Source organism: Burkholderia territorii (assembly GCF_902833055.1).
In the GTDB taxonomy this organism is placed as follows: domain Bacteria; phylum Pseudomonadota; class Gammaproteobacteria; order Burkholderiales; family Burkholderiaceae; genus Burkholderia; species Burkholderia territorii.
The window spans coordinates 180,533-199,062 of record NZ_CADFEJ010000007.1; the positions used below are offsets into that span (position 1 = coordinate 180,533).

Below are 18,530 nucleotides of genomic sequence, written 5' to 3' on the forward strand. Positions count from 1 at the left end.
CCGCCTTGCGGCGGCCGCGCGACGTGCAGGATTACTTCGCGTTCGCGAATGCGATTGCCGTATCCAGCATGCGGTTCGAGAAACCCCACTCGTTGTCGTACCAGCTCGACACCTTGACGAGGCGGCCCGAAACCTTGGTCAGCGTCGCGTCGAACGTCGACGAAGCCGGGTTGTGGTTGAAGTCGATCGACACCAGCGGTGCGTCGTTGTAGCCGAGGATGCCCTTCAGCGCGCCTTCCGATGCTTCCTTCATGATCGCGTTGACTTCCTCGACCGTCGTGTCGCGCTTCGCGATGAACGACAGGTCGACGATCGACACGTTGATCGTCGGGACGCGGATCGCGTAGCCGTCGAGCTTGCCGTTCAGTTCCGGCAGCACGAGGCCGACGGCGGAAGCCGCGCCCGTCTTCGTCGGGATCTGGCTGTGGGTGGCCGAACGCGCGCGGCGCAGGTCTTCGTGATAGACGTCCGTCAGCACCTGGTCGTTGGTGTATGCGTGGATCGTCGTCATCAGGCCGGTTTCGAGGCCGATCTTGTCGTTCAGCGGCTTGACGAGCGGCGCGAGGCAGTTCGTCGTGCACGATGCGTTCGAGATGACGGTGTGCTCGGCCTTCAGCACGTCGTGGTTCACGCCGTAGACGATCGTCGCGTCGACGTCCTTGCCGCCCGGCGCCGAGATGATCACCTTCTTCGCGCCGCCCTTCAGGTGCGCGCTCGCCTTTTCCTTCGTCGTGAAGAAGCCCGTGCATTCCATCACGACGTCGACGCCCAGCTCGCCCCACGGCAGTTCAGCCGGGTTGCGGTTGGCCAGCACGCGGATCTTGTCGCCGTTCACGACGAGGTAGTCGCCGTCGACCGACACTTCGCCCGGGAACTTGCCGTGTGCGGTGTCGTACTGGGTCAGGTGCGCGTTGGTCTTCGCATCGCCCAGGTCGTTGATCGCGACGATCTCGAGATCGTGCTTCTTGCCGTTTTCATAAAACGCGCGCAGCGTATTGCGGCCGATACGGCCGTAGCCGTTGATTGCGACGCGAATCGTCATGGTCTATCTCCTGATGGCTGAAAAAATTCGTTTCGTGCAGCTTCACGGTGCGACGCGCGCGGGGCGGCGCGCGTCGCGAATGCTTTTAGGCCAGCACGGCCTTCGCGGTCTCGACGACGCGCTCGACGGTGAAGCCGAAGTACTTGAACAGCACGCCGGCCGGGGCCGATTCGCCGAACGTGTCGATCCCGACGACGCCGCCCTCGAGGCCGACGTACTTGTGCCAGAACGCGGTCACGCCCGCCTCGATCGCGACGCGGCGCACGCCGTGCGGCAGCACGCGTTCGCGGTATTCAGCGTCCTGGCGGTCGAACACGTTGGTCGACGGCATCGACACGACACGGGCCGCGATGCCCTGCTGCGCGAGCGGCTCGACGGCCTTCATCGCGAGCTCGACTTCCGAGCCCGTCGCGATCAGGATGATCTTGCGCGCGACGATCTCTTCGTCCCAGTCCTTCAGCACGTAGCCGCCCTTCTCGATGTTCGCGATCTGCGCGTCGGTGCGCGGGTTGAACGCAAGGTTCTGGCGGCTGAAGATCAGGCTCGACGGACGGTCGGCGGCGACCGCGTGGGTCCATGCGACGGCCGTCTCGACCGTGTCGGCCGGGCGCCATACGTCGTGGTTCGGGATCAGGCGCAGGCTCGACACGTGCTCGATCGACTGGTGCGTCGGGCCGTCTTCACCGAGACCGATCGAATCGTGCGTGAACACGAAGATCGACGGGACCTTCATCAGCGACGCGACGCGCAGCGCGTTGCGGCTGTAGTCGGAGAACGTCAGGAACGTGCCGCCGAACGGCTTGTGGCCGCCGTGCAGCGCGAGGCCGTTGATCGCGGCGCTCATGCCGAATTCGCGCACGCCGTAGTTGATGTGGTTGCCGAGCAGCACGCCGGCGCCTTCCGGATTCGCGCGCACGGCCTTCGATGCCTTCCAGTTCGTCAGGTTCGAGCCGGTCAGGTCGGCCGAGCCGCCGAGCAGTTCGGGCAGTGCGGCGGCCAGGCCTTCGATCGCCTGCTGCGATGCCTTGCGGGTCGCGACCGTCTCGGCACGCTCGTTCGCGCCGGCGATGATCGCCGCGGCCTTCTCGGCCCAGTCGGCCGGCAGCTTGTTGGCCATCCGGCGTTCGAATTCAGCGGCTTCCGCCGGGAATTTCGCGCGATATTGCGCGAACGACGCGTCCCATTCGGCTTGCGCACGCTTGCCGGCTTCCTTCGCATCCCAGGCCGCATAGACTTCCTGCGGGATCACGAACGGTTCCCACTTCCAGCCGAGCGCTTCGCGCGTCTTCGCGATTTCTTCCGCGCCGAGCGCCGCGCCGTGCACGTCGTGGCCGCCGGCCTTGGTCGCCGCGCCCTTGCCGATCACCGTCTTGCAGCAGATCAGCGTCGGCTTGTCCGACAGCTTCGCCTTCGCGATCGCCGCGTCGACCGCGTCGACGTCGTGGCCGTTCACGTTCGGGATCACGTTCCAGCCATATGCCTCGAAACGCTTCGGCGTATCGTCGTGGAACCAGTTGACGACGTCGCCGTCGATCGAGATGCCGTTGTCGTCGTACAGCGCGATCAGCTTGTTCAGCTTCAGCGTGCCCGCGAGCGAGCAGGCTTCGTGCGAGATGCCTTCCATCAGGCAGCCGTCGCCGAGGAACACGTACGTGTGGTGATCGACGATCTTCGCGCCGTCACGGTTGAACTCGTCGGCCATCAACGCTTCGCCGAGCGCCATGCCGACCGCGTTCGCGAGACCCTGGCCGAGCGGGCCGGTGGTCGTCTCGACGCCCGGCGTGATGCCGTATTCCGGGTGGCCCGGCGTCTTGGAGTGCAGTTGGCGGAAGTTCTTCAGCTCTTCGATCGGCAGGTCGTAGCCGGTCAGGTGCAGCAGCGAGTACAGCAGCATCGAGCCATGGCCGTTCGACAGCACGAAGCGGTCGCGGTCTGCCCAGTGCGGGTTCGCCGGGTTGTGCTTCAGATGGCGCGACCAGAGCGCAACGCCGATTTCGGCCATGCCCATCGGCATGCCGGGGTGGCCGGAGTTCGCTTGCTGGACGGCGTCCATCGCGAGCGCACGGATCGCGTTGGCCATCAGGGTGGTGGAGGCGGGAGACGAAGTCGTCATGTCGAGTCCGGAGAACGAGTCGAGGAAACGGGGGCACGGCGGCATCCGGAAGCTCGAGCGTCAATCGTTCCCGGCGCGCGGTGCGGCGCCTGACGGACGCGAAGCGGACGGAGCCTACGGACGGGGCTGCAAAGCTCGTCATTTTAACAGATGGGCCGACATTTCCCCTGTCGGCACGCGGTGTTCCGGCACGCTTTTCCGCGCAACCGCGCGCCTCCTATAATTCAGGCGTCGGAACTGCCCGCCTCGCGCGGCCCGCCCGTGAACACGACCCTTCTCTTCCATCCCACGCCCGACGCCGCGTACGGCTTCCCGAACGCACGCCGGCTCGCGCACGTCGCGTCGCCGCACCAGCACATCGAAGTCTGGGAAACCCCGCAGCTCGGCCGCCTGTTCACGCTGGACGGACGGCCGATGACGTCGGTCGGCGACGAATACGTGTACCACGAGTGCATGACGCACCCGGCCGCGCTCGCCCATCCGTGCCCGAGGAAGGCGCTCGTGCTCGGCGGCGGCGACGGCGGCGCGGCGCGCCAGCTGCTCAAGCACGCATGCATCGAGCGGATCGTCGTCGCCGAGCTCGACGACGAGGTGATCGGCATGGCGCGCCGCTATCTCGACGACGTCCATCAAGGCGCGCTCGACGATCCGCGCGTCGAAGTCGTGATCGGCGACGCCGCGCATTTCGTCACGTCGACCGTCGAGCATTTCGATCTCGTCGTGTTCGACCTCACGCCGCCCGATTCGCCGGCCGCCGGCCTCTATACGCGCGAGTTCTACGCGCGGCTCAAGCGGATCCTCACGCCGCGCGGCGCGATTTCGATGCACCTTGGCTCGCCGCTGTTCCACGTGGCGCGCATCGCCGCGCTGCTGGACGACCTGCGCGCGAGCTTCGCGTTCGTCGATCCGCTGTCGGCGCACGTGCCGCTGTATGGCTCGCAATGGCTGATGGCGATCGCGAGCGACACGCTGGATGCGGCCGCGCTGTTCGCGCACGACATCGACGAGCGCCTCGCCGCGCGCCGCGTGCAGGGCTTGCGCTACTACGATGCGCGACTCCATGCGGCCCTCTTTGCCCTGCCGCGCGCGCTGCGCGATACACTGGGCGTTCGCCGCTGAGCGTGCGGGCGGACGCATCGTTGCGCGGACCGCCCGCGCGCGCTCCCGCGCCTGCCTCGCGATGCGCATGCCCGCGACGATGCGCTCGACCCGCCGGCGTATTCGCGGGACCGCACCGGGCGCCCGCGCGCCAATACCCGTTGGACTGCAAAGCATGGGACAGGCGTAACCGCTCAAGCGCCAACACCGTTCGACAGGAGATTTTCATGACCGATCCACGTCCGGCCAACGTGCCTTGGTTGACGCCTTACCTGGCCGTGCGCAATGCGCAGGCGGCCATCGAGTTCTTCAAGGCCGCATTCGGCTTCGAGTTGCGCGACGTCCTCGACGAAGACGGCGCAATCATGCACGTCGAGATGACCTACCGCGGGCAACTGATCGTGATGTTCGCGCCCGAACGCGCATTCGGCTCGCCCGCGCTCACGCCGAAGAGTGCGGGCGCGACCGCGCCGCAGTCGTTCTACCTGTATGTCGACGATGTCGACGCGACCTGGCAGCGCGCGCTCGACGCCGGCGCGAAGTCGCTGACCGCGCCGCAAGACCAGTTCTGGGGCGACCGCTTCGCGCAGATCGAGGATCTCGACGGCTACCGCTGGGCGCTCGCGCGCCGCCTGGCCGCATGAACGGAGCCGCGATACGCATGAGTGAAGCCACCACCACCGCGGCCGTGCCGCGCTTTTTCGTCGAAGCGGCGCTGCGCACCGACGCGACGCTCGCGTTGCCGGCCGACGTCGCGCGTCACGCGCAGGTGCTGCGGCTGCAGCCCGGCGACGCCCTGGCGCTGTTCGACGGCAGCGGCGGCCAGTACCGCGCGCGGCTCGTCGAGATCGACAAGCGCAGCGCGCTCGCGCAGATCGACGCGTTCGACCCGGCCGAGGCCGAGCCGCCCTATCGCGTGACGCTCGCGCAGGGCATCGCCGGCGGCGACAAGATGGACTGGGTGATCGAGAAGGCCGTCGAGCTGGGCGTCGCGGCGGTCGTGCCGCTGTCGACCGCGCGCGGCGTGGTGAAACTGTCCGGCGAGCGCGCGGACAAGCGCGTCGCGCACTGGCGCGGCGTCGTGCGCGCGTCGTGCGAACAATGCGGGCGCAATCGCGTTCCCGACGTCGCGCCGGTACGCAGCTTCGGCGCCTGGCTCGACACGCTGCCGGCCGCGCCGGCCGGCGGCGAGCTGCGGCTGCTGCTGTCGCCGCGCGCGAGCATCCCGTTCGCGTCGCTGCCCGGGGCGCCGCCCGCGGCGGCCGTCACGCTGCTGATCGGCCCCGAAGGCGGGCTGTCGCCGGACGAGGAAAACGCGGCACGCGCACACGGGTTCACCGCGTTGTCGCTCGGTCCGCGCGTGCTGCGCACCGAAACGGCCGGCGCGGCCGTGCTCGCGGCGCTGGCCGCGCGCTGGGGCGGCTGGTGACGACTCGACGTGCCGCGACACGCGGCGCCCCGGCTCGCGGGGTCGCCACGTGAATGCGGCACGCTTCGCGCATTGCAACCGGCTGCGCGCACGGACGCAAAAAAGCCCGCGCAAGGCGGGCCTTTTGCCGGACTGACCGCACTCTGGCGGCCGGTAGATTCGCGCTTTACGCGAACGAATAGAACACGCGGAACGCGACCTTGCGCTCGGCCCAGAATTCGGCGGCTTCGCGGAACACGTCGAGCAGCGTCTCGCGCCCTTCCTTGTCGAATTTCTGCGCGATCGGCAGCCCTTCGAGCACGATCACGAAACCCGGCTGCGCGCCGGCCTTCGCGACGAGGTCGGTCAGGCAATCGTACAGCGCATCGTAGTTCTTCCCGAAATGCTTCGGAAACAGGAACGACGTCGCGATCGTCTCCATCACTTCCTGCTTCGACTGCGCGGCGCCGCAATATGCGTACAGGAAATGCTGGCCGAGCCGGCCGGCTTCGTCGGCAAGATCCTGCACGCGGAACGCGCGGATCGACTGCACGAGATTGGGTCGCACGGTCGTGAAAAGGCTCATAGGCTCCTCGTTCGATGAAAGCCCGGGCTCGGCTTCCTGTTGCTCAGGCGCGCCGCCGGCCTGTGCCGCCGCGTGGAGTTGCATCACACGCTGAAACAGATTGCCGTCGCCGGCCGCGAACAGTTCCGCCGCCGCCGTATCGTGCGCGTAGATGGAGTCGCTCATGCCGTTCATCCCGAAGTCATTCAACAATACGTTTAAAACTGTTGTAGTGGTCGTCCGTGTAATAACAGTTGTCGATCCGGCGCAATGGCCCGCCACAGACGATCCGGCGCGCGCCGCGATTGCGTGCACGCGGCGTCGGCACCGTGTACTCGTGGTAGTAGCCGCGCTTCGCCTTCGGCAGGATCCGCTCGCGGTTGCCGAAGACGACGCCGTCTTTCTCGTACGGATAGGGGCCACCGGCGCCGATCAGGCCGAGCGTGGTCACGGCCTCGCGCGGCAGACGGGCGGTCGGGATCGTATCGACCCCGCCGACGGCCATGTCGGCCGAAACGGCCTGCCGTGCGTAAGCGGCGGAAACCAGACTGCCCGTCGGTGTACCGACGATACCCATCGCGAACATCGCGAAGACGGACGCCAGCGCGCCGTTGCGGAGCCACTTGCGTGCCATGAACCAGGGTTCCCGCTGTTAAATCAAGTAGTTGACGACCAACCAAAGGCGTTAGCGTAGCGCTATTGTCCGCGCGAATCAATGTTCGTTTGGGAATCGAAAGGCTGGCTTCGCCCCGAAGCGCGCATTTTTTACCGAAAATAGACTACATTTAGCTTACATGGGATAAAATGTCGGCGGCATCTCTCGTGTGGCAAGACCCTGCCTCCTTGCCACGCTCGCTGCCCTGGGTGGAGAGATGCTGCTGTTGCTTACGGGAAGCGCGTTTGCGCCCTGCCCGACGGCGTGCCCATTGCGGGCACGCCTCTTTTTGCTTTTGTTTACAATTTCGCCCGCCGCGCGGCGCCGGTTTCGACCGTTGCCGCGCGGTTCGCGCCGGCTCAGCGTGCGGCGTTCACGTCGGCGACCAGCAGCGCCGCCATGTTGACGATGCGGCGAACGGTCGCCGATTCGGTCAGCACATGCACCGGCTGGGCCGCGCCCAGCAGGATCGGTCCGATCGCGATGTTGTTGCCGGCGGCCGTCTTCAGCAGGTTGTACGCGATGTTCGCGGCATCGATGTTCGGCAGGATCAGCAGGTTCGCTTCGCCTTCCAGCGTCGACTCCGGCAGGATTTCCTTGCGCAGCGCCGCGTCGAGCGCGACGTCGCCGTGCATTTCGCCGTCGACTTTCAGCTCGGGCGCACGTTCCTGCAGGATCGCGAGCGTATCGCGCATCTTCTGCGCCGACGGCGCGTTGCTCGTGCCGAAATTCGAGTGCGACAACAGCGCGACCTTCGGCTCGATGCCGAAGCGGCGCACTTCTTCGGCGGCCATGATCGTGATCTCGGCGAGTTGCTCCGGGGTCGGATCGACGTTCACGTGCGTGTCGACCAGGAAGATCTGGCGGCCCGGCAGCACGAGGCCGTTCATCGCCGCGTACACGCTGCAGCCCGGGCGCTTGCCGATCACCTGGTCGATGAAGTGCAGGTGGCGGTGCGTGGTGCTGATCGTGCCGCAGATCATCCCGTCCGCTTCGCCCTTCTTCACCAGCATCGAGCCGATCAGCGTCGTGCGGCGGCGCATCTCGACGCGGGCCAGCTGCTCGCTGATGCCCTTGCGCGCCATCATCTTGTGGTACGTCTGCCAGAAGTCGCGGTAGCGCTCGTCGTGCTCGGTGTTGACGACCGTGAAGTCGGTGCCGGGCGTGAGGCGCAGGCCGTAGCGCTGGATACGATGCTCGATCACCGACGGACGGCCGATCAGGATCGGCTTCGCGAGCTTCTCGTCGACGATGATCTGCACGGCGCGCAGCACGCGCTCTTCCTCGCCTTCCGCGAACACGACACGCTTCTTCTCGGCCGGCGCGCTGCGCGCGAGCTGGAAGATCGGCTTCATCGTCGTGCCGCTGTGGTACACGAACTGCTGGAGGTGCACGCGATACGCCTCCATGTCCTCGATCGGGCGCGTTGCGACGCCGCCGTCCATCGCAGCCTGCGCGACGGCCGGCGCGATCTTGACGATCAGGCGCGGGTCGAACGGCTTCGGAATCAGGTATTCGGGCCCGAACGACAAGTCCTGGATCCCGTATGCGGTCGCGACGATGTCGCTTTGCTCCTGCTGCGCGAGTTCGGCGATCGCATTGACGGCCGCAATCTCCATTTCACGCGTGATCGTCGTCGCGCCGACGTCGAGCGCGCCGCGGAAGATGAACGGGAAGCACAGGACGTTGTTGACCTGGTTCGGATAGTCGGTGCGGCCGGTCGCGAGAATCGCGTCGGGGCGCACTTCGAGCGCGGCTTCCGGCAGGATCTCGGGCGTCGGGTTCGCGAGCGCGAGGATCAGCGGGCGCTCGGCCATGCCCTTCACCATTTCCGGCTTCAGCACGCCGGCGGCCGACAGGCCGAGGAAGATGTCCGCGCCGTCGATCACCTCGGCCAGCGTGCGGGCGTCGGTTTCGCGGGCAAAACGCTCCTTGTCCGGATCCATCAGCTCCGTGCGGCCCTTGTAGACCACGCCGGCCAGGTCGGTCACCGTGATGTTCTCGAGCGGCAGGCCGATGTCGACCAGCAGGTCCAGGCACGCGAGCGCGGCCGCGCCCGCGCCGGACGCGACGAGCTTCACCTTCTTGATGTCCTTGCCGACGACCTTCAGGCCGTTCGTGACGGCCGCGGCCACGACGATCGCGGTGCCGTGCTGGTCGTCGTGGAACACCGGGATCTTCATCCGCTTGCGCGCTTCGCGCTCGACGATGAAGCAGTCCGGCGCCTTGATGTCTTCCAGGTTGATCCCGCCGAAGGTCGGCTCCAGCGCGGCGATCACGTCGACCAGCTTGTGCGGATCCGACTCGTTCAGCTCGATGTCGAACACGTCGATGCCGGCGAACTTCTTGAACAATACGGCCTTGCCTTCCATCACCGGCTTCGACGCGAGCGGGCCGATGTTGCCGAGCCCGAGCACCGCCGTGCCGTTCGTGACGACGCCGACCAGATTGCTGCGCGCCGTGAAGCGCGCGGCGTTCAGCGGGTTCTCGACGATCTCCTCGCACGCAAACGCGACGCCCGGCGAATACGCGAGCGCGAGGTCACGCTGGTTGATCATCTGCTTGGTCGGGGCAATCGCGATCTTCCCCGGCGTGGGGAACTCGTGATAGTCGAGAGCGGCTTCGCGGAGCTTGGCTTTGGAGGAGGCTTGAGTCGACATGTGTCTCTTGACGTGCGGATTAGAATAACTGTTCGACGGCATTGTAGCGCCAATCGAAGCCCGCCAGACCGGCGATTCGGGTGCAACAGCCGCGACAAAAATGTACTGAACGGTGCAGGAACGGCACCGTTCGCTGCGTACAATGCCGTTCCTTTCACCGCTTCCGGGTTCGTCCGCCGTGCCAGCCGCCTTGTCCGAGTTTTCGCTGATCGATCGCTTCTTCGCGCGCCGCGCGGCCCGCGGAGCGCGTGCGTCGACGCTCGGCATCGGTGACGATTGCGCACTGATCGCGCCTCGATCCGGAAAATTGCTGGCCATTTCGACGGACATGCTGGTCGAGGGGCGCCATTTCTTCCCCGATGTCGCGCCCGACGCGCTCGGCCACAAGACGCTCGCGGTGAATCTGTCGGATGTCGCGGCGATGGGCGCCGAGCCGCGCGCGTTCACGCTCGCGTGCGCACTGCCGCGCGCGGACGCCGCGTGGCTCGAGGCATTCAGCAACGGGCTGTTCGCGCTCGCCGAGCGGTTCGACTGCGAACTGATCGGCGGCGACACGACGAGCGGGCCGCTGAACCTGTGCGTGACCGTGTTCGGCGAAGTCTCGCCGGACGCGGCGCTACGGCGCGATGCCGCGCGTGACGGCGACGACGTCTGGGTGTCCGGCACGCTCGGCGACGCCCGCGCGGGGCTTGGAATCGCGCGCGGCGAATGGACCGCCGGCGCGCACGAAGCCGCCGCGTTCCGGCAGGCGCTCGAGCGTCCCGAGCCGCGCATCGCGCTCGGGCTGGCGCTCGCGGGCGTCGCGCATGCGGCGCTCGACATCTCCGACGGCCTCGCCGGCGACTTGCAGCACATCCTGACCCGCTCGAACGTGCGCGCCGAAATCGACGCGGACGCGGTGCCGCGCTCGGCCGCGCTCGCGACGCTGCCGCCCGACGTGCAGCGACGCTGCACGCTCGCCGGCGGCGACGACTACGAACTGTGTTTCACCGCGCCGGCGTCGGCCCGCGCGGCGATCGACGCGGCGGGCGCGAGCGCCGGCGTCCGCGTCACGCGAGTCGGTACAATACATGCGTTGTCCTCGCCGTCCGAGCAGCCCGCGATCGCGTGGCGCGACGCCACCGGCGCCCCCCTGACTCTCACGTTGCACGGCTTCGACCACTTCCATGCAGACTGACCCGCCCGCGCAATCCGCGGCCGCGCCCGGCGCCGCCCGCAACGTGCCGCAGCGCGCCACCGCGCGCTTCATGCTGTCGCACCCGGCGCACATCGTGTCGCTCGGCTTCGGCAGCGGGCTCGCGCCGTTCATGCCCGGCACGTTCGGTTCGCTGTTCGGCTGGCTCACGTTCGTGGTGCTCAACCGCTACCTGACGGTGCCCGAATGGTGGGCGCTGATCGCGGTCGGCTTCGCGGCAGGCACGTGGATCACCGGTTTCACCGCACGGAAGATGGGCACGTCCGATCCGGGCGCCGTCGTCTGGGACGAAATCGTCGCGATCTGGCTCGTGATGCTGTTCGTCACGCCCGCGACCTTCATCGGCCAGCTGTGGGCGTTCGTCGTGTTCCGCTTCTTCGACATGCTCAAGCCGCCGCCGATCCGCTATTTCGACCGTCGCGTGAAAGGCGGGCTCGGCATCATGATCGACGACCTGATCGCCGCGTTCATGACGCTGCTCGTGATCGCCCTCTGGCGCTCCGTCGTCGGCTGACCGATTTCCCGACTCCCGTTTCCCGACGCGCATGCCAACCGATTCCGTCGTCCATCAGCTTGCGATCCGCGCAGGCAACAAGCTGCGTGACGAGCACCTGTCGCTCGCCACCGCCGAATCCTGCACGGGCGGCATGATCGCCGCCGCGATCACCGACATCTCCGGCAGCAGCCAGTGGTTCGAGCGCGGCTTCGTCACCTACTCGAACCAGGCGAAGAGCGAGATGATCGGCGTGCCGCCGGACCTGATCGAGAAACACGGCGCCGTCAGCGAGCCGGTCGCGCGCGCGATGGCCGAAGGCGCGCTGCGCAACAGCCGCGCGCAGGTCGCGTTGTCCGTCACCGGCATCGCCGGACCGGCGGGCGGCAGCGAGAAGAAGCCGGTCGGCACCGTCTCGTTTGCCTGGAGCAACCGGCTACACACCGACGTCGAGACGCTCGTGTTCAGGGGCGATCGCGAACAGATCCGCACGCAGGCGGCCGCGCATGCGCTGCGCGGGCTGCTGAAGCTGCTCGACGAGCGCGAAGGCTGATTGGCAGGCGCGGCGCACGGGCCGAGCGCGGCCCCTGCCCGCTTGCCGGATCGCGTCGGGCTTCCCGACGGTCCCGTTCTTGTCCGAATCGTTCGCGTGCGCCCGATGGCGAATACGCGAAGCAGGCGCGCGGCCCGCGGATGCGGGCTCGGCGAGGAAAGGCCGCCCCAGCGGGCGGCCCGTGTTTCAGCGATATTTCAGCGATGCGCGTTGATCGTGTCGCGCGTCTTCTGCGCCGCGAGCGCCGCGGCTTCGGCGAAGTCCTCGCCGCGGCTCGCGTACAGGATCGCGCGCGACGAGTTGATCATCATCCCCGTGCCGTCGGCGGTGCGGCCCGCGTTGACGGTCGCCTGCACGTCGCCGCCCTGCGCGCCGATGCCGGGAATCAGCAGCGGCATGTCGCCGACGATCCCGCGCACGATCTCGATTTCCTTCGGGAACGTCGCGCCGACCACGAGGCCGAGCTGGCCGTTCTTCGCGTTCCACTTGTTCGCCGCGAGATCGGCGACGACCTGGTACAGCGGCCGCCCGCCCGTTTCGAGGAACTGCAGATCCGAGCCGCCCGGGTTCGACGTGCGGCACAGCACGATCACGCCCTTGCCTTCATGCTCGAAGTACGGCTCCACCGAGTCGTAGCCCATGTACGGGTTCACGGTGACCGCGTCCGCGCGATAGCGTTCGAACGCCTCGCGCGCGTACTGCTCGGCCGTGCTGCCGATGTCGCCGCGCTTCGCGTCGAGGATCACGGGCAGGCCCGGATGCTGGAGGTGGATGTGCGCGATCAGGCGCTCGAGCTGATCTTCCGCGCGATGCGCGGCGAAGTACGCGATCTGCGGCTTGAACGCGCTCGCATATTGCGCGGTCGCGTCGACGATCTGCCGGCAGAACTCGAAGATCGCGTCGGGCTGGCCGTCGAGCTGCACGGGAAAGCGCGACGGCTCGGGATCGAGGCCGACGCACAGCAGCGAATTCGTGCGCTGCCACGCGGCGCGCAGCGATTCGATGAAAGTAAGCGGGGAAGACATGGCGGGTACTCGCGGCAAACCGTTGGTAGACCGTGTATTTTACCCGCGTCGCCGGCGCCCTTCGCGCGCGGCGGCGTCGATGCGCGCATCGGACCGCTCGACGGTGAACGCGAAACGCCGCGCGAGCCGCTCGCCGGGCGCGAGCAGCGTCATCCCGTGCGCGGCCGCGCCGCCCGGCAGGTTCACCGCATTGATCGGATGATCGACCGGCTCGAAGCAGAAGAAAGGCTCGCCGGGCGGCGTGTAGAGCACGTACGAGTCGGCGTCGGCCGCGATCGTCAGCAACAGCCCGCGGCGCGGCCAGCTCACCGTCGCGTGGCCGCCCCAGCCGGTAAATGCATGATTGACGAGCGTCGCCGGCAACGGATACGCGACGCCAAACTGCCAGGCCGGCGGCACGCTCACATGCCGCACCGGCAGGAAATCCGCGCCCGACAGCCACAGGCCGCCCGCGGCCGCGGCCAGCTCGGTCGCGTCGTCGCGCACCAGGAACGGATGCAGGCCCAGCCCGAACGGCAACCGCGCGCGCCCCGTATTCTCGATCGTCAACGCGATCGACAGCGTCGTGTCGTCGAGCGCGAACGACTGGATCGCGCGAAACGCATACGGCGCGCCGCTTGCGCGATCGAGCGACAGCTGCAGCGTCGTGTCGGTCGCGTCGTCCACCTGCCACGGCGCGAGCCAGCCGTCGCCATGAATCGGCAACGGCTCGTCGCGGCGGTTGCGCGGCACCACGATGCGGCGTCCGTCGAGTTCGAAGCGGCCGTTGCCGATCCGGTTCGAGTACGGCAGCAACGGATAGCACGCGAGCGCGTTCGGATCCGTCGCCGTGTCCGGATGCTCGCAGCGGCGGAACACCGGCACGAGCGCGCCGTGATCGCCGCGCCAGTCGAAGCGCGCGATGCCGCCGCCCAGGTGCGGCAGCACGTCGAGCCGCAGCGCCGCGTTCGACAGCGTGACGGCCGCCGCATGCGCGGCGCCGACGCCCTGCGCGAACGCGGCGGTCTGCGGGCCCGCACTGACCGGCTGCGCGGCGGCAGCCAGCCGCGCGCGGCGCGACTGGCTCGTGGACGACGACGATGCGCGCGAGGACGTGGCGGTCATGATGGACTCCTTTCCTTCGTCGATGAAACGATACGGGGCGCCGCGCGAGCGCGGCCCCCGGCAATCAGGCCCAGCCGCCGTCGACCACCACGTCCTGCGCGGTGATCATCCGGCTGTCGTCGGCCGCGAGAAACAGCGCCATGCGCGCGAGATCCTCGGGCAGCAACTCGGCGTCGATGCACTGGCCGGCCTTGATCGACGCGCGACCGGCGTCGTCGAGCCACAGCCTGCGTTGCTTGTCGGTCATCACCCAGCCGGGCACCAGCGAATTCACGCGGATGCCGAACGGGCCGAGATCGCGCGCGAGCCCGCGCGTGAGGCCCTGCACCGCGGCCTTCGCCATCACGTAGACGGGGTAGCCGCCGTTCTTCAGCATCCAGCTGATCGAGCCGAGATTGATGATCGCGCCGCCGCCGCGCTGCTTCATGTCGTCGATCACCGCCTGCGCCGCGAAGAACTGGTGGCGCAGGTTGACCGCGATGCCCGCGTCGAACGATTCGGGCGTCACGTCGGCGATCGCGTGGCGCGTGTCGTTCGCCGCGTTGTTCACGAGCACGGCGATCGCACCGATGCGCGCGCGGATCGCGTCGATCGCACCGCGCAGCGCGCCGATGTCGGTGAGGTCGCACGGCAGGAACAGCGGCGCGTGGCGCACGTCCGGCGCCTGCGCGAGGCTTTCCGCGAGGGCGTGGCCGGCGTGCGCGTCGAGATCGACGAACGCCACGCGTGCGCCCTGCCGCGCGAAATGCTCGACGAACGACGCGCCGATGCCGGTCGCCCCGCCCGTGATCAGCACCGCGCGATCCGCGAGACTCGGGTAGCGCGCATAACGCGCGTCGCTCGCGGCGTGCTGCGCTGGCGCGGGTGTTTCGATGGTCATGCGAATCGTCTCCGTGTATTCGGTCAGTCGCGTACGCCGCGGTTCTTCAGCTGGTCGAGCAGCACGGCCGCGAGCAGGATCGCGCCGCGCACCAGGTACTGGTAGAACGCGTCGATGTTCAGCAGGTTCATCACGTTCTCGACGGTGCCCATGATCAGCACGCCGATCACGACGCCCGAGATCGTCGCGCGGCCGCCCATCAGCGACACGCCGCCGAGCACGCACGCGGAGATCACGTTCAGCTCGAAGCCCTGCGCCGCGTTCGGCTGGCCCGACGTGATGCGCGACGCGAGGATCACGCCCGCGAGCGCCGTCACCGCGCCCTGGATCAGGAAGATGTACACGCGCGTGCGTTCGACGTTGATCCCCGCGAGGCGCGACGCCTCCGGGTTGCCGCCGATCGCGAGCGTATTGCGGCCGTAGACGGTCTGGTTCAGCAACACGCCGAACACGACGAAGCACATGAGCGTGACCCAGATCGGCAGCGACACGCCGAAGAGCGACAGCCCGCCGAGCGCGATGAACGTATCCGACGACACGCCGACCGCCTGCCCCTTCGACACGATGAAGCCGAGCCCGCGCACGATTTCCATCGTCGCGAGCGTCGTGATCAGCGCGTTGATGCGCAGGTACGCGATCACCGCGCCGTTCACGAAGCCGATCGCGGCACCTGCCGCGACCGCCGCGACGATCGCGACGAACGTGTTGCCGGTCGCGTTCAGGACCATCGCGCACAACACGCCGGAGAACGCGACGGTCGAGCCGATCGACAGGTCGAAGTCGCGCGATGCCAGGCAGAACATCATCGTGCACGCGACCATCCCGATCTGCGAGATCGACAGCGCGAGGCCCAGCATGTTGTCGATCGAGAAGAAGTGCTCGACCGTCAGCGACATCGTCACGAACATCACCGCGAAGATCGCGATCAGGCTGTATTCGGTGAGGTGCTGCCACCACTTCTGGCGGTCGCTCTGCTGTGGAACCAGCGCGTCGGCCGACGGCTTCACGGCTGCGCTGGCGAGGTTTTCCCTGACTTGCATGATTGTGTCTCCTGCTCCTGCATCGCGCGGCCCGCGCCGCGCTCGATCGATTCGAAAGTCCTGCGTCGCACGCGGCGACCTCAAACTGCGTCAGCCGCCTCGACAACGCTCGTCTGCGGCAGCGCGAGGCTCAGCACCGCATGTTCGTTCGCCCGCTCGCGCGGCAGCTCGCCCGCGATGCGGCCTTCGCGCATCACGACGATGCGGTCGGACACGCCGAGCACTTCCGGCAGCTCCGACGACACCATCACGATCGCGCAGCCGCGCTCCGCAAGCCGGTAGATCACGTCGTAGATCTCGTGCTTCGCGCCGACGTCGATGCCGCGCGTCGGCTCGTCGAGGATCACGACCTTCAGGTCGGGCTCGGCGAGCCAGCGCGACAGGATCGCCTTCTGCTGGTTGCCGCCCGACAGGAAGCGGATCTTCTGCCGCCGGTTCGGCGTCTTGATCTTCAGCCGCTGGATGAAGCGGTCGGCCGTTTCGGACTCGGTCTTGCGGTCGATGAACAGCCCCGCGCGCAGCGAATGACGGCGGCAGCTGATGTTGATGTTCTCCGCGACCGACGCCATCGCGATGATCCCTTCCTCCTTGCGATCCTCCGGGCACAGCACGATGCCGTGACGGATCGCGTCGCCGGTGCGCTTCACGTCGATGCGCTTGCCGTCGAGCGTGAGCACGCCCGCGCGCCGGCGGTCCGCGCCGTACACGAGCCGCATCAGTTCGCTGCGGCCCGCACCGACCAGCCCGAAGAAGCCGACGATCTCGCCCGCGCGCACCGAGAAGCTCGCGGGCTCGCGCAATGCGGGGCCATCGACGCCTTCGGCCGAAAACCGCACGTCGCCGAGCGCACGCGGCGCGTAATGGTAGATATCCGCGATCTCGCGCCCGACCATCTCGGCGACCAGCCGCTCGCGCGGCACGTCGGCGAGCGATTCGTGCGACGCGATCTTGCGACCGTCGCGGAAGATCGTGCACGCGTCGCACAGCCGGTAGATCTCGTCCATCCGGTGCGAAATGTAGATCAGCGCGCGGCCCTGCGCGCGCAGGTCGTCGACGAGCTTGAACAGCACCTCGGTCTCGCGGTGCGACAGCGAACTCGTCGGCTCGTCGAGCGCGATCACGCGCGCGTTGCGCATCAGCGCCTTGCAGATCTCGACCATCTGCCGCTGCGCGATCGACAGCCGCCCGAGCTTCGCATCGGGATCGAGATCGACGCCCATCGCGGCGAGCCGCTCGCGCACGTGACGCTTCGCCTCGCCCTTTCTCACCCAGCCGAGCGCATTCGGCAGGCGGCCGAGCAGCAGGTTCTCCGCGACCGTCAGGTCGGGCACGTACTGCAATTCCTGGTGAATCACCGCAATGCCGGCCGCGATCGACGCGGCCGCACTCGAGAAATGCACGGGCTGGCCGTCGACCAGCACGCTGCCCGCATCGGGCTGGTATTCGCCGCCGAGAATCTTCAGCAGCGTCGACTTGCCCGCGCCGTTCTCGCCCATCAGGCCATGCACCTCGCCCGCGTGCACGTCGAACGAGATGCCGTCCAGTGCGCGCACGCCGGGAAATACCTTGCCGATATTGTCAAAACGCAGTGCCGCTGACACGTCGTCTCCCCACTAGCAGTTCCATCGATCGCCGGCCGCCGCATCGCCGCGGCGGCCGGCGGGCCGCTTACTTCGATGCGAGCCCCATCTCCTCGCGCACCTTCGACACGTTGTCGCGCGTGGCGAGCATGCCCGTCGTCAGCGTCAGGGGCGGCGGTGCCTTGCCCTGCGTGATCCATGCGTACATCAGGTCCGAGGTTTCCTCGCCGTGGCGCTTCGGGCTGATGATCACCGTGCCGTAGAAGCCCGTCGGCTGCGGCTTCTTGAATTCGTTGAGCGCCGAATCGGATCCGCCGATGCCGATGCCGATCATGTTGTCCGCCTTGAAGCCGCGTCCTTCCGCCGCGCGCACCGCGCCGAGCACGGCCTCGTCGTTCAGGCCGTACGCGACCCAGTGCTTGAACTGCGGGTTCTTGGTGAGCGCGATGTTCGCCGCGTTGAACGCGTTCTCGGTGTCGGTCTTCGCCTGCGGCGCCGCGATCACGTTCGCCTTCGGGAAGCCGGCCGCCACCAGCGCGTCGGTCGCGCCGCTCGTGCGATCGTGCGCGGTCGGCAACTGCTCGTAGGTGATGTCGATCGCGCCGACGTCCTTCATGTCCCAGCCGCGCTTCTTGATCTCGGCCGCGATCCCGTCGCCGACCTGCTTGCCGATGTTGTACGCGGAGATGCCCATGTGCGGCACCGCCTCGATCGGCTTGCCCGCGCCGTCGACGAGGCGATCGTCGACCGTCATCATCTTCAGGTTGTGCGACTTCGCCTTCGCGACGATGCCCGGCCCGAGCTTCACGTCGGGCGTGCAGATGATGAAGCCCTGCGCCTTCTGCGCGGACAGGTTGTCGATCGCGCTCATCACCTTCTCGCCGGACGGCGCGCCGATCTTCACGAGCGTGAAGCCCTTGTTCTTCGCCGCGATCTCGGCGAACTTCCATTCGTCCTGGAACCACGGCTCTTCCGGCTGCTTCACCAGGAAGCCGATCTTGACCGGGTCGGCCGCGTGCGCGACCGGGCTGCCGATCACCACTGCCGCCGCCGCGGCCAGCGTTACGAAGGTTCTGCGTTTCATCTCCAGTGTCTCCTAGTCTTCATCGAACGAAATGC

Annotated in this window: 17 protein-coding genes; 6 read left to right on the forward strand and 11 right to left on the reverse strand. The window is 67.7% G+C overall.

Annotated features, from left to right (window positions below):
* Window positions 1-31: 31 nt before the first annotated feature.
* Together gap and tkt are read right to left on the reverse strand one after the other, a co-directional pair.
* Window positions 32-1,042, reverse strand: a complete 1,011-nt coding sequence (gene gap / locus HW466_RS15795) for a type I glyceraldehyde-3-phosphate dehydrogenase (protein ID WP_006476940.1) — start codon at window positions 1,040-1,042, stop codon at window positions 32-34.
* Window positions 1,043-1,127: 85 nt separating this feature from the next.
* Window positions 1,128-3,200: a transketolase gene (gene tkt / locus HW466_RS15800; protein WP_059506911.1), complete on the reverse strand. Its 2,073-nt coding sequence runs from the start codon at window positions 3,198-3,200 to the stop codon at window positions 1,128-1,130.
* Between the two features lie 216 nt (window positions 3,201-3,416).
* On the opposite strand from tkt, the gene speE reads away from it, so the two are divergent.
* From speE to HW466_RS15815, 3 genes are all read left to right on the forward strand, one after another.
* Complete coding sequence (gene speE, locus HW466_RS15805) at window positions 3,417-4,274, forward strand: polyamine aminopropyltransferase (RefSeq protein ID WP_059451953.1); 858 nt, start codon at window positions 3,417-3,419, stop codon at window positions 4,272-4,274.
* A gap of 206 nt (window positions 4,275-4,480) precedes the next feature.
* The gene (locus HW466_RS15810; protein WP_059451952.1) at window positions 4,481-4,897 is read left to right on the forward strand and encodes a VOC family protein; all 417 of its coding nucleotides are present in this window, start codon (window positions 4,481-4,483) and stop codon (window positions 4,895-4,897) included.
* 17 nt (window positions 4,898-4,914) lie between these two features.
* Entirely contained in the window at window positions 4,915-5,682 is a 768-nt protein-coding gene (locus HW466_RS15815) for a 16S rRNA (uracil(1498)-N(3))-methyltransferase (RefSeq protein ID WP_174905774.1), read from the forward strand.
* Window positions 5,683-5,848: 166 nt separating this feature from the next.
* Here the strand turns inward: HW466_RS15815 and HW466_RS15820 are convergent, their stop codons facing one another.
* The 3 genes from HW466_RS15820 to HW466_RS15830 all read right to left on the reverse strand — a co-directional run bounded on the left by HW466_RS15820 (window position 5,849) and on the right by HW466_RS15830 (window position 9,583).
* On the reverse strand, window positions 5,849-6,412 hold the full coding sequence (locus HW466_RS15820; RefSeq protein ID WP_059452036.1) for a barstar family protein: 564 nt from the start codon (window positions 6,410-6,412) through the stop codon (window positions 5,849-5,851).
* Window positions 6,413-6,428: 16 nt separating this feature from the next.
* A complete protein-coding gene (locus HW466_RS15825) occupies window positions 6,429-6,860 on the reverse strand; it encodes a ribonuclease (protein ID WP_059451950.1) in 432 nt (143 codons plus the stop codon).
* Window positions 6,861-7,240: 380 nt separating this feature from the next.
* Window positions 7,241-9,583 (reverse strand): NADP-dependent malic enzyme, encoded by a 2,343-nt coding sequence (locus tag HW466_RS15830; RefSeq protein WP_275405505.1) that lies wholly within the window; start codon window positions 9,581-9,583, stop codon window positions 7,241-7,243.
* A gap of 100 nt (window positions 9,584-9,683) precedes the next feature.
* On the opposite strand from HW466_RS15830, the gene thiL reads away from it, so the two are divergent.
* The 3 genes from thiL to HW466_RS15845 are packed head-to-tail and all read left to right on the forward strand — an operon-like array spanning window position 9,684 to window position 11,782.
* Window positions 9,684-10,718, forward strand: a complete 1,035-nt coding sequence (gene thiL / locus HW466_RS15835) for a thiamine-phosphate kinase (protein ID WP_174905775.1) — start codon at window positions 9,684-9,686, stop codon at window positions 10,716-10,718.
* The gene (locus HW466_RS15840) at window positions 10,708-11,250 is read left to right on the forward strand and encodes a phosphatidylglycerophosphatase A family protein (RefSeq protein ID WP_059451948.1); all 543 of its coding nucleotides are present in this window, start codon (window positions 10,708-10,710) and stop codon (window positions 11,248-11,250) included. Before thiL ends, HW466_RS15840 begins: the two co-directional genes overlap by 11 nt.
* Before the next feature lie 31 nt (window positions 11,251-11,281).
* Window positions 11,282-11,782, forward strand: coding sequence for a CinA family protein (locus HW466_RS15845; RefSeq protein ID WP_059451947.1), 501 nt, complete (start codon window positions 11,282-11,284; stop codon window positions 11,780-11,782).
* A 197-nt stretch (window positions 11,783-11,979) separates the two neighbouring features.
* On the opposite strand, the gene pyrF is transcribed toward HW466_RS15845, so the two are convergent.
* The 6 genes from pyrF to HW466_RS15875 all read right to left on the reverse strand — a co-directional run bounded on the left by pyrF (window position 11,980) and on the right by HW466_RS15875 (window position 18,495).
* Window positions 11,980-12,807: an orotidine-5'-phosphate decarboxylase gene (pyrF, locus tag HW466_RS15850; RefSeq protein WP_151006566.1), complete on the reverse strand. Its 828-nt coding sequence runs from the start codon at window positions 12,805-12,807 to the stop codon at window positions 11,980-11,982.
* Between the two features lie 39 nt (window positions 12,808-12,846).
* Window positions 12,847-13,911 (reverse strand): aldose 1-epimerase, encoded by a 1,065-nt coding sequence (locus tag HW466_RS15855; protein WP_059451945.1) that lies wholly within the window; start codon window positions 13,909-13,911, stop codon window positions 12,847-12,849.
* 64 nt (window positions 13,912-13,975) lie between these two features.
* Window positions 13,976-14,791, reverse strand: a complete 816-nt coding sequence (locus tag HW466_RS15860; RefSeq protein WP_059451944.1) for an SDR family NAD(P)-dependent oxidoreductase — start codon at window positions 14,789-14,791, stop codon at window positions 13,976-13,978.
* 23 nt (window positions 14,792-14,814) lie between these two features.
* On the reverse strand, window positions 14,815-15,831 hold the full coding sequence (gene araH, locus HW466_RS15865) for an L-arabinose ABC transporter permease AraH (RefSeq protein ID WP_059451943.1): 1,017 nt from the start codon (window positions 15,829-15,831) through the stop codon (window positions 14,815-14,817).
* 80 nt (window positions 15,832-15,911) lie between these two features.
* Window positions 15,912-17,432 (reverse strand): L-arabinose ABC transporter ATP-binding protein AraG, encoded by a 1,521-nt coding sequence (gene araG, locus HW466_RS15870; RefSeq protein ID WP_059546935.1) that lies wholly within the window; start codon window positions 17,430-17,432, stop codon window positions 15,912-15,914.
* A gap of 67 nt (window positions 17,433-17,499) precedes the next feature.
* Window positions 17,500-18,495, reverse strand: a complete 996-nt coding sequence (locus tag HW466_RS15875; protein ID WP_059506905.1) for an arabinose ABC transporter substrate-binding protein — start codon at window positions 18,493-18,495, stop codon at window positions 17,500-17,502.
* Window positions 18,496-18,530: the final 35 nt, after the last annotated feature.

Coding starts and splice junctions, on each gene's coding strand:
- tkt (WP_059506911.1), bottom strand. CDS start 3,200: ATGCCGCCGTGCCCCCGTTTCCTCGACTCGTTCTCCGGACTCGACATG.
- HW466_RS15840 (WP_059451948.1), top strand. CDS start 10,708: ATGCAGACTGACCCGCCCGCGCAATCCGCGGCCGCGCCCGGCGCCGCC.
- HW466_RS15815 (WP_174905774.1), top strand. CDS start 4,915: ATGAGTGAAGCCACCACCACCGCGGCCGTGCCGCGCTTTTTCGTCGAA.
- HW466_RS15860 (WP_059451944.1), bottom strand. CDS start 14,791: ATGACCATCGAAACACCCGCGCCAGCGCAGCACGCCGCGAGCGACGCG.
- thiL (WP_174905775.1), top strand. CDS start 9,684: ATGCCGTTCCTTTCACCGCTTCCGGGTTCGTCCGCCGTGCCAGCCGCC.
- HW466_RS15875 (WP_059506905.1), bottom strand. CDS start 18,495: ATGAAACGCAGAACCTTCGTAACGCTGGCCGCGGCGGCGGCAGTGGTG.
- pyrF (WP_151006566.1), bottom strand. CDS start 12,807: ATGTCTTCCCCGCTTACTTTCATCGAATCGCTGCGCGCCGCGTGGCAG.
- HW466_RS15830 (WP_275405505.1), bottom strand. CDS start 9,583: ATGCCGTCGAACAGTTATTCTAATCCGCACGTCAAGAGACACATGTCG.
- HW466_RS15820 (WP_059452036.1), bottom strand. CDS start 6,412: ATGAGCGACTCCATCTACGCGCACGATACGGCGGCGGCGGAACTGTTC.
- HW466_RS15845 (WP_059451947.1), top strand. CDS start 11,282: ATGCCAACCGATTCCGTCGTCCATCAGCTTGCGATCCGCGCAGGCAAC.
- HW466_RS15810 (WP_059451952.1), top strand. CDS start 4,481: ATGACCGATCCACGTCCGGCCAACGTGCCTTGGTTGACGCCTTACCTG.
- gap (WP_006476940.1), bottom strand. CDS start 1,042: ATGACGATTCGCGTCGCAATCAACGGCTACGGCCGTATCGGCCGCAAT.
- HW466_RS15825 (WP_059451950.1), bottom strand. CDS start 6,860: ATGGCACGCAAGTGGCTCCGCAACGGCGCGCTGGCGTCCGTCTTCGCG.
- araH (WP_059451943.1), bottom strand. CDS start 15,831: ATGCAAGTCAGGGAAAACCTCGCCAGCGCAGCCGTGAAGCCGTCGGCC.
- HW466_RS15855 (WP_059451945.1), bottom strand. CDS start 13,911: ATGACCGCCACGTCCTCGCGCGCATCGTCGTCGTCCACGAGCCAGTCG.